Below are 9,140 nucleotides of genomic sequence, written 5' to 3'. Positions count from 1 at the left end.
CAAGCCTGGGGGGCTCGGGGGGCGGGCTGGTGGGGGTGGGGTGTGGTCAGGTGGCGGTGCGGCCCAGGAAGGCGAGCATTCTGGTCTGCTCGTCGGCTCCTCTTGGGGCGGGTAGGGGCGGGGCCAGGTCGCCGGCGGCGCGCAGGGGGGCGGCCACCACCTGGGCCGTGGCGAACGCGTGGTGGACGAGGTCCGGGTCCAGGCGGGACGGCTGGCCCGTCGCGCGCGCCAGGTCCCACGCGTGCACCAGCGGCTCCAGGATGTAGCCCTCCAGGTAGTCGCCGAGCGGCAGCTCGCCCAGGCCCCCGAACGGGATGTGGCGCAGCAGCGCCTCCGGGCCGAGCGCCGCCGCGCACTCCTTGCGGGCCGTCCGCCAGCTCATCAGGACGTCGCCCGGGACGAACCGCGCCGGGTCCAGGCCGACGTCCGGCTCGGGCTCCCCGGCGGCCAGCGCCCGCACCAGGTACTGGCCGCCGGTCACATGGCCGGCGACGTCCCGGGCGGTCCACCCCTCGCAGGGCGACGGCGCGTCCCAGCCGTCCCGCGGGACGCCGGCGACCAGGCCCTCGAACAGATCGAGGGCCCGGTGGAAGCCGCTGAGGTTGTGAGCCATGGTGGTCAGTGACCCGCGATCCGGCCGCGGTGTCAAGCGCTATCGCGAAGGTCGCCGGTCCCGGCTCAGGCCGCCGCCGCACCCCGCTCCCGCAGCATCGCGCCCATCTGCGCGATCTCCGACCGCTGGCCCGCCGCCATCGTCCGGGCCAGCCGCCGCACCCGGTCGTGGCCCGTGCGGGCCCGCACCGCGTCCGCCATGTCCGCGCCGCCGCGGTGATGGGCGATCATCAGCCGCAGGAACAGGATCTCGGCGGCGCGGCCCGACGCCTCCTCCAGCTCGGCCAGTTGCCCGCGCGTGGCCATCCCGGGCATGGCGGCGCCGACCCCGTGGCCGCCGTGCCCGGACATCCAGCGCATGCGGCCCGACGGGTCGGTCTTCGGCAGGTCCCACTCGTCCAGCCAGGCCGTCATCATGCCGATCTGGGCCTGCTGCGTGGTGATGACGTCGTAGGCAAGCAGCCGGACGTCCGCGTCGTCCGTGCGCTCCCGGACGATGAACGACATCCGCACGGCCTGCGCGTGGTGGGTGCTCATGTCCCGGGCGAACCCCGCCTCCGGACCGTCCGCGCCGGGGCGCCCCGAGCGGGCGGCGGCCACCGCCGCGAAGACGGCCCCGGCGGCCAGGACGAGGACCGCGAGGACGACGGTGACCCGCCGCCCCCGCGGCGCCGCGGGCTCCACGCTCACGGGGCGTCCTTGGCGCCGTCGCAGGCCGCGCCCGGCTCGGGCGTCTGCGGGCCCTTCACGAACCCGCGCAGGAACTCGTCCACGCGCGGGTCGGCGGCGCTCTCCAGCGAGAGCTGGTGGCCCCAGGCGGTGAGCTTGATCGGCGCGTCCTGGGACGGGTGCGGGCTCAGCATCGTGTAGTCGGCGCCGGAGACCCTGCCCTTGAGGGCGTCGAGCTGGTCCGCGGCCAGGCCGGGACGGTAGGTGATCCAGACGGCGCCGTGCTCCAGGGAGTGGACGGCGTTCTCGTTCCGCAGCGGCGTGTCGTAGACGCGGCCGTCGCAGTTCTGCCAGACGGGGTCGTGGTCGCCGCCCATCGGCGGGTCGGTGTCGTACTCGACCGCGCTGGTGGTGTGGTCCTGGCCGAGGCCGTCCTTGGTGACCAGGCCCGCGACGGACGCGGTGTCCGCCGACGACGACCGGGTCTGCATGAACGCGTAGCCGATCGCGATCACCGCCACCAGGCCGATGACGGTGAAGAAGGCGATGCCGCCCCACGGGACCTCGGACTGCGTCAGCGCGTTCTTCTGCTTGGCGTTCTTGTTGCGGGCGCTCTTGGACATGAGCGGTCCTCTCAGGGTGCTGTGATCCGTACGGGGGATGCGGGCAGGCGCCGCATCGCGGGGACGGCGATACGGCGGTGCGTGCGGCCTTACGGCCGGCTCATCACAGCCGGAGCACCTGGAGGACGGGCGGGAACAGCGGAGTGGACGCGGCGCCCGGCGGCGGCGCGAGCGACCAGCCGGCGCGCGCGGGCAGGCGGGACAGGGGCCGCCGCAGGCCCGTGGCCAGCGCGAGCAGCAGGAGGGCGAACAGGACGGCCGCGCACAGGCAGACGTCCGCCGGCATCGGCGGCCGCGGCTTCGCCGGAGCGCTGAGCGCCGCGTCGGCGAGCCCGTGCAGGCTCGGCGCCGGGGCGGCGGCCACGCCGCCGGAGGCCGCGGTGTTGCCCGGCGCGGTGTCGGCGGGCGCGCTCACGGCGTGCTCGGTGCACACGCGCGGCGGCGGCCCGTGGCCCAGCCCGTAGCTGAACACCAGCCCGGCCACGACGAACAGCGCCACGAGCAGACCAGCCGTCCCGTGGCGCCGGTGCAGGGCCGTACCGGACACCGTCACTCTCCTGAATGCGCCTTCCGGGCTCTTCCAACGCCGGAGCCCGCCCCCGGGTTCCACGGATGCCGGACGTCCGGGAACGTCCGCGGCCCGAGATAGTGTCGGAGCGTGACCAGCAGGGCGGAATCGGGCGAGCCGGAGGGCCTCTTCGACGCGCCGGGGCAGCGGCCGGCGGCTCCCGGGGCCGCGCCGCCCGGCCCCGCCGTCCCGGCGCCGCCCGGCGCGGAGCAGCCGCTCGCGGTGCGGATGCGCCCCCGCGCGCTGGACGAGGTCGTCGGGCAGGGCCATCTGCTCGGCCCCGGCACCCCGATCCGGCAGCTCGTCGACCGGGACGTGCCGATGTCGCTCGTCCTGTGGGGCCCGCCCGGCACGGGCAAGACGACCCTCGCCACGGTCGTCAGCCTCGCCACGTCCCGCCGGTTCGTGGAGATCTCCGCGGTCAGCGACGGCGTCAAGCGCGTCCGCGCCGAGATCGACCTGGCCCGGCGCGAGCTGGGCATGACCGGGCGGCAGACGGTCCTGTTCGTCGACGAGGTCCACCGCTTCAACAAGGCCCAGCAGGACGCCCTGCTCCCCGCCGTGGAGAACCGCTGGGTGTCCTTCATCGGCGCCACGACCGAGAACCCGTTCTTCTCCGTCATCAGCCCGCTGCTGTCCCGGTCCCTGCTGCTCACGCTGGAGCCCCTCGGCGAGGACGACCTGCGCGAGGTGATCCGCCGGGCGCTCGCCGACGAGCGCGGCCTGGGCGGTGCGGTCGTCCTCGACCCCGCCGCCGAGGACCACCTCGTCCGGCTCGCCGGCGGCGACGCCCGCCGCACCCTCACCTACCTGGAGGCCGCCTCCCTCGTCGTCGACGAAGGCGGCGTGATCGACGCCGGCGTGCTGGAGAAGGCCGTCGACCGGGCCGCCGTCCGCTACGACCGCGAGGGCGACCAGCACTACGACGTCATCAGCGCGTTCATCAAGAGCATCCGCGGCAGCGACGTCGACGCGGCGCTGCACTACCTCGCCCGCATGATCGAGGCCGGCGAGGACGCGCGGTTCATCGCGCGGCGGCTCATCGTGCACGCCAGCGAGGACGTCGGGATGGCCGACCCGACCGCGCTCCAGACCGCGGTCGCGGCGGCGCAGGCGGTGGAGTTCGTCGGCCTGCCCGAGGCCCGCATCAACCTCGCCCAGGCGGTGATCCACCTCTCCCTGGCGCCCAAGTCCAACGCGGTGATCACGGCGGTGGACGGGGCGCTCGGCGACGTCCGCAAGGGCCTCGCCGGGCCCGTCCCCGGGCACCTGCGCGACGCCCACTACAAGGGCGCAGCGAAGGTCGGCCACGGGCAGGGCTACAAGTACGCGCACGACCATCCCGGCGGCGTCGTCCGGCAGCAGTACGCGCCCGACCCGGTGGACGGGCGGGAGTACTATCGCCCGACCAGGCACGGCGCCGAAGCGCGGTTCACCGAGGTCCTCGCGCGGATCCGCTCCGTCCTGCGCGGCGCGGGCGACCGGTCCTGATCGCTCCCGCCGGGCCGGTCGTACCGCCACAAGGCCTTGCCGCCCGGTAAGGTCTGTGTCGCCGTAACCGGCCCGAACCGAATTCGCACGAACGGAAAGCCCGATGCTTACTGGTGGACAGCTGGCAGGCCTCATCGTGGCCGTGTTCTGGGCGGTGCTCGTCTCGTTCATCGCGCTGACCCTGCTGAAGCTCTCCCGTCTCCTCGGCGAGGCCGGCAGGGTCGTGCGCGAGCTCGGCGACCAGGCCGCCCCCCTGCTCGACGACATGACCCGCACGGTCGAGCGCGCCAACGAGCAGCTCGGCCGCACCGACGTCATCACCAAGCAGGTCGCCGGCGTCACCCAGAACGTCTCGGCCGTCACCACCGTCATGACGTCGGTGGTGGGCGGCCCGCTGGTGAAGGCCGCGGCCTTCTCCTACGGGGTCCGCAAGGCCCTCAAGAACGGCGACGGCGACGGGCGGAACGCGTCCGGCCGGCCGCAGCTTCAGGCCCGCTCCTCGGGGAAGGGACGCGGATGAGGCGGTTGTTCTGGCTCTCGGTCGGCGCCGGAACCGGCGTCTACGTCACCCACCGCGTCAAGCGGCGGGTGGAGCGGGTCGCGCGCAGCCTGTCCCCGGAGGGGGTCGCGATGCGCGCGGTGGCGACCGGGAAGGGCACCGGCGACCGGTTGAGGCATTTCGCCTCCGACGTCCGTACCGAGATGCGGGCCCGCGAAGAGGAACTGCGCGAGGCCGTCCGCATGGACCAGGCGCCGCCGGACGCCGAGGTCCCCGGATACCGGGGCTCCCCGCCCCGCCGGGTGCTGAAGGCGCGATACACGATCATCGACGACGACAAGGATGGCCACTGATCATGGAGTCGGCAGAGGTCGCACGCCGCTTCCTCGGTTTCTTCGAGGAGCGCGGGCACACGGTGGTGCCCTCGGCCAGCCTGGTCGCCGAGGACCCGACCCTGCTGCTGGTCAACGCCGGCATGGTCCCGTTCAAGCCGTACTTCCTCGGCCAGCGCACCCCGCCGTCGCCGCGGATGACCAGCGCGCAGAAGTGCGTGCGGACGCCCGACATCGAGGAGGTCGGGCGGACCACCCGGCACGCCACGTTCTTCCAGATGCTGGGCAACTTCTCCATCGGCGACTACTTCAAGGAGCAGGCGATCCCGTTCGCCTGGGAGCTGCTGACCGCGTCCCGCGAGGACGGCGGCTTCGGCTTCCCCGAGGAGAAGCTGTGGGTCACCGTCTACCAGGACGACGACGAGGCGCGGGGCCTCTGGCACGAGAAGGTCGGCGTCCCCCTCGACCGCATCCAGCGGCGCGGCATGGAGGACAACTTCTGGTCGATGGGCGTCCCGGGCCCGTGCGGCCCCTGCTCGGAGATCTACTACGACCGCGGCCCCGAGTACGGCCGCGAGGGCGGCCCGGTCGCCGACGAGGACCGCTACCTCGAAGTGTGGAACCTCGTCTTCATGCAGTACGAGCGGGGCCCCGGGGAGAGCAAGACCGACTTCCCGATCCTCGGCGACCTGCCCGCCAAGAACATCGACACCGGCATGGGCCTGGAGCGCATGGCGGCGATCCTCCAGGGCGTCGACAACATCTACGAGACCGACACCCTGTGGCGGGTCCTCGACCGCGCCGCCGGCCTCACCGGCACCCGGTACGGCCGCGACCACCGCGCCGACGTGTCGCTGCGCGTCATCGCCGACCACGTCCGCAGCGGGACCATGATGGTCGCGGACGGCATCCGCCCCGGCAACGAGGGCCGCGGCTACGTGCTGCGCCGCATCCTGCGCCGCTCCATCCGCAACCTGCGGCTGCTCGGCGGCCAGGACGCCGGGCTCATGCACGAGCTGACCTCCGTCGCCGTCCGGGCGATGGGCGAGCAGTACCCCGAGCTGGTGCGGACGGCCGCGAACATCCACACGGTGATCGACGCCGAGGAGGACTCCTTCCTCCAGACGCTCCGCACCGGCACCGCGATCTTCGACACGGCCGTCGAGGAGACCAAGCGGTCGGGCGGCGCGAGGCTGGCCGGCGACCAGGCGTTCAAGCTGCACGACACCTACGGCTTCCCGATCGACCTCACCCTGGAGATGGCGTCCGAGCAGGGCCTCCAGGTCGACGAGGCGGGCTTCCGCCGGCTGATGCAGGAGCAGCGGGACCGCGCGAAGAAGGACGCCCGCGACAAGAGGACCGGCAACCTGGACGTCTCCGTCCTGGACGAGCTGCTCACCGGCGCGGGCGGAAAGGTCGACTTCACCGGCTACGGCAGCCTCGCCGGCGACGCCCGCCTCGTCGGGCTGCTGGTGGGCGGCGCCAACACGCCCGCCGCGGGCGAGGGCACCGAGGTCGAGGTCGTCCTCGACCGCACCCCGTTCTACGCCGAGGGCGGCGGCCAGCTCGCCGACCACGGCCTGATCCGGCTCGGCAACGGAGCCGTCGTCGAGGTCACGGACGTGCAGGCGCCCCTCGCCGGACTCATCGTGCACCGCGGGCGCGTCCGCAGCGGCGAGGCGCAGGCCGGCGACACCGCCTACGCGGAGGTCGACGTGGAGCGGCGCCGGGCGATCTCCCGCTCGCACACCGCGACCCACCTGGTGCACGCCGGGTTCCGCCGGGCGCTCGGCGAGTCCGCCGCGCAGGCCGGCTCGGAGAACTCGCCCGGCCGGTTCCGGTTCGACTTCACCGCCTCCGGCGCCGTCCCGCCGAGCGTGCTGCGCGACGTCGAGGACGAGGTCAACGAGGTGCTGGTCGGCGACCTGGACGTCCGGGCCTTCCACACCTCGATCGACGAGGCCCGCGCCATGGGCGCGCTGGCGCTGTTCGGCGAGAAGTACGGCGACGAGGTCCGGGTCGTCGAGGTCGGCGACTACTCCCGCGAGCTGTGCGGCGGCACCCACGTCGCCCGCTCCGGGCAGCTCGGCCTGGTCAAGGTGCTGGGCGAGTCGTCCATCGGCGCCGGCGTCCGCCGCGTCGAGGCGCTCGTCGGCATCGACGCGTTCCGCTTCCTCGCCCGCGAGAGCGTGCTCGTCGCGCAGCTCGCCGAGCAGATGAAGACGCGCAAGGAGGAGCTGCCCGAGCGGATCTCCGGGGTCGTCACCCGGCTGCGCGACGCCGAGCGGGAACTGGAGAAGCTCCGCTCCCAGCAGGTCCTCGCGATCGCCGGCTCCCTCGCCGACGGCGCGCGGGACGTGCACGGCACCGCGTTCGTCGGCCACCGCGCCCCGGACGGAACCGGCGCCGACGACCTGCGCCGACTCGCCGTCGACGTCCGCGGCCGGCTGGCGGCCCGGCCCGCCGTCGTGATGGTCGCGGGCGTGCCGAAGGACCGTCCCGTCGTGGTCGTCGCCGTCACCCAGGGGGCGCGCGAGCGCGGCCTCAAGGCGGGCGCGCTCGTCGGCCTCGCCGCCAAGGCCCTCGGCGGCGGGGGCGGCGGCAAGGACGACCTCGCGCAGGGCGGCGGCGCGAACCCGGCGGCCGTCGGCGACGCCCTCGCCGCGGTCGAACGAGCCGTAGGGGCCGCGTGAGCCCGGCACGACGGGGTAGGCGACCGGAGCCGGGGACATGAGAAACGGCGTCCGGCTGGGAGTCGATGTGGGGAGCGTGCGGGTGGGGGTCGCGAAGAGCGACCCCGGCGGGATCCTCGCCTCCCCCTTCGAGACCGTGAAGAGCGGCAAGGGCGACGTCGACCGCCTGGTGGAACTCGCCGCCGAGTACGAGGCGATCGAGGTCGTCGTCGGCCTGCCGACGTCGCTGTCGGGCAGGGAGGGCCCCGCGGCGGAGGCGGCGCGCAGGTTCGCGGCCCGCCTCGCGGACCGTCTTCCCCCGGAGACGGTCCGGCTGCACGACGAGCGGCTCACCACCGTGACCGCCGAGAGCGGGCTGCGGGCCGGTGGAGTACATGGTCAAGCGAGGCGCAAGGTCGTCGATCAGGCCGCCGCGGCGGTCCTGCTGCAGGCGGCCCTCGACGCGGAACGGTTGACTGGGCACCCCCCAGGAGAGATCGTCCGGGGGAGCGCATGAACGATTTGGACCTCTTCTCAGATCCCTACCGGGACGGCCGCCCGCCGGAGGGCCGGTCCGGCAGGCGGGACCAGCGGCGCGTCCGCAAGCGGCAGAAGCGGCGCCGGCGCAGCGGCCGGGCCGCGGCCCTGTTCGCGATGGCGTTCCTGGTGGCGGTGTTCGGCACCGGCGGCGTCCTCGGGTACGCGTGGCTCGACAGCAAGTGGCACCCGCCGGACTACGCGGGCCAGGGCGCCGGGAATGTCACGGTCCAGATCAAGGAGGGCGCGAGCGGCTCGGTGATCGGGCTGACGCTGGAGGGCCACCAGGTCGTCAAGAGCGCCCGCGCGTTCGTGAAGGCGTACAACAAGGAGACGCGCGCCTCCAGCATCCAGCCGGGCTTCTACCAGATGCGGCGGAAGATGTCGTCGGCCGCGGCGATGGCGCTGCTGCTGAACCCGAAGTCGCGGGCCGGGAACCAGGTCACGGTCCCGGAGGGCATGCGGGCCGTCGAGCTCTTCAAGCGGCTGGCGGAGAAGACCGGGATCTCGGTGAAGGAGTTCCAGGCGGCCGCGAAGAAGGGCAAGAGCCTCGGGCTGCCGTCGTACGCCAAGGGCAGGGTGGAGGGGTACCTGCACCCGGGCCGCTACGACCTCGACCCGAACGGCTCGGCCGAGCAGATCCTCAAGCAGATGATCGAGCGGTTCAACAAGGAGGCGAGCAGCGTCGACCTCGTCGCCAAGGCCCGCGAGGCGCGGATGAACCCGGCGACGGTCATCACGCTGGCCAGCCTCGTCCAGGCCGAGGGCGGCAAGCCCAGCGACCTGCCCAAGATCTCCCGGGTGATCTACAACCGGGTGGAGAAGGGCATGAAGCTGCAGTTCGACACCACGGTGCTGTACGCGTTGAACGAGCGGCGGCTGACGGTCACCGAGAAGGACCTCCTGACCCCGTCGCCGTACAACACCTACCTGCACACGGGCCTGCCGCCCGGCCCGATCTCCAATCCCGGTCCGGACGCGATCGAGGCGGCGCTGAACCCGAAGGACGGCACCTGGCTGTACTTCATCGCCACCGACCCGACGAACAAGGTGACGAAGTTCGCCACGACCGAAGCGGAGCGGTTGAAGATCGAGAAGGAGTTCCGGGAGTGGCAGAAGGCGCACCCGGGCCAGTGA

10 protein-coding genes are annotated in these 9,140 nt (G+C 73.5%); 6 read left to right on the top strand and 4 right to left on the bottom strand.

What is annotated here, in order from left to right; translation table 11 throughout:
- Nucleotides 1-46: 46 nt before the first annotated feature.
- The 4 genes from ACA511_RS40495 to ACA511_RS40480 all read right to left on the bottom strand — a co-directional run bounded on the left by ACA511_RS40495 (nucleotide 47) and on the right by ACA511_RS40480 (nucleotide 2,451).
- Nucleotides 47-613 carry a TIGR03086 family metal-binding protein gene (locus tag ACA511_RS40495; RefSeq protein WP_375030067.1) on the bottom strand — a complete coding sequence of 189 codons (567 nt, stop codon included), beginning with the start codon at nucleotides 611-613 and terminating at the stop codon, nucleotides 47-49.
- A gap of 65 nt (nucleotides 614-678) precedes the next feature.
- Nucleotides 679-1,302 carry a DUF305 domain-containing protein gene (locus ACA511_RS40490; RefSeq protein WP_375030066.1) on the bottom strand — a complete coding sequence of 208 codons (624 nt, stop codon included), beginning with the start codon at nucleotides 1,300-1,302 and terminating at the stop codon, nucleotides 679-681.
- A complete protein-coding gene (locus ACA511_RS40485) occupies nucleotides 1,299-1,904 on the bottom strand; it encodes a DUF3105 domain-containing protein (protein ID WP_375030065.1) in 606 nt (201 codons plus the stop codon). The genes ACA511_RS40490 and ACA511_RS40485 overlap by 4 nt, the downstream gene beginning before the upstream one ends.
- A 103-nt stretch (nucleotides 1,905-2,007) precedes the next feature.
- Nucleotides 2,008-2,451, bottom strand: coding sequence for a hypothetical protein (locus tag ACA511_RS40480; RefSeq protein ID WP_375030064.1), 444 nt, complete (start codon nucleotides 2,449-2,451; stop codon nucleotides 2,008-2,010).
- Between the two features lie 249 nt (nucleotides 2,452-2,700).
- Between ACA511_RS40480 and ACA511_RS40475 the strand changes: the two genes are divergently transcribed.
- The 6 genes from ACA511_RS40475 to mltG all read left to right on the top strand — a co-directional run bounded on the left by ACA511_RS40475 (nucleotide 2,701) and on the right by mltG (nucleotide 9,140).
- Complete coding sequence (locus ACA511_RS40475; RefSeq protein WP_375030070.1) at nucleotides 2,701-3,963, top strand: replication-associated recombination protein A; 1,263 nt, start codon at nucleotides 2,701-2,703, stop codon at nucleotides 3,961-3,963.
- A 103-nt stretch (nucleotides 3,964-4,066) separates the two neighbouring features.
- Nucleotides 4,067-4,483, top strand: a complete 417-nt coding sequence (locus ACA511_RS40470) for a DUF948 domain-containing protein (protein ID WP_375030063.1) — start codon at nucleotides 4,067-4,069, stop codon at nucleotides 4,481-4,483.
- The gene (locus ACA511_RS40465; protein ID WP_375030062.1) at nucleotides 4,480-4,815 is read left to right on the top strand and encodes a hypothetical protein; all 336 of its coding nucleotides are present in this window, start codon (nucleotides 4,480-4,482) and stop codon (nucleotides 4,813-4,815) included. The genes ACA511_RS40470 and ACA511_RS40465 overlap by 4 nt, the downstream gene beginning before the upstream one ends.
- A gap of 2 nt (nucleotides 4,816-4,817) precedes the next feature.
- Nucleotides 4,818-7,487, top strand: a complete 2,670-nt coding sequence (gene alaS / locus ACA511_RS40460; RefSeq protein WP_375030061.1) for an alanine--tRNA ligase — start codon at nucleotides 4,818-4,820, stop codon at nucleotides 7,485-7,487.
- Nucleotides 7,488-7,524: 37 nt separating this feature from the next.
- The gene (gene ruvX, locus ACA511_RS40455; protein ID WP_375030060.1) at nucleotides 7,525-7,983 is read left to right on the top strand and encodes a Holliday junction resolvase RuvX; all 459 of its coding nucleotides are present in this window, start codon (nucleotides 7,525-7,527) and stop codon (nucleotides 7,981-7,983) included.
- On the top strand, nucleotides 7,980-9,140 hold the full coding sequence (gene mltG, locus ACA511_RS40450) for an endolytic transglycosylase MltG (protein ID WP_375030059.1): 1,161 nt from the start codon (nucleotides 7,980-7,982) through the stop codon (nucleotides 9,138-9,140). The genes ruvX and mltG overlap by 4 nt, the downstream gene beginning before the upstream one ends.

Origin of the sequence: Actinomadura sp. GTD37 (genome assembly GCF_041951365.1) — a bacterium.
Taxonomy (GTDB): Bacteria; Actinomycetota; Actinomycetes; order Streptosporangiales; family Streptosporangiaceae; genus Spirillospora.
This window is presented reverse-complemented; position numbering and strand designations above follow the sequence as displayed.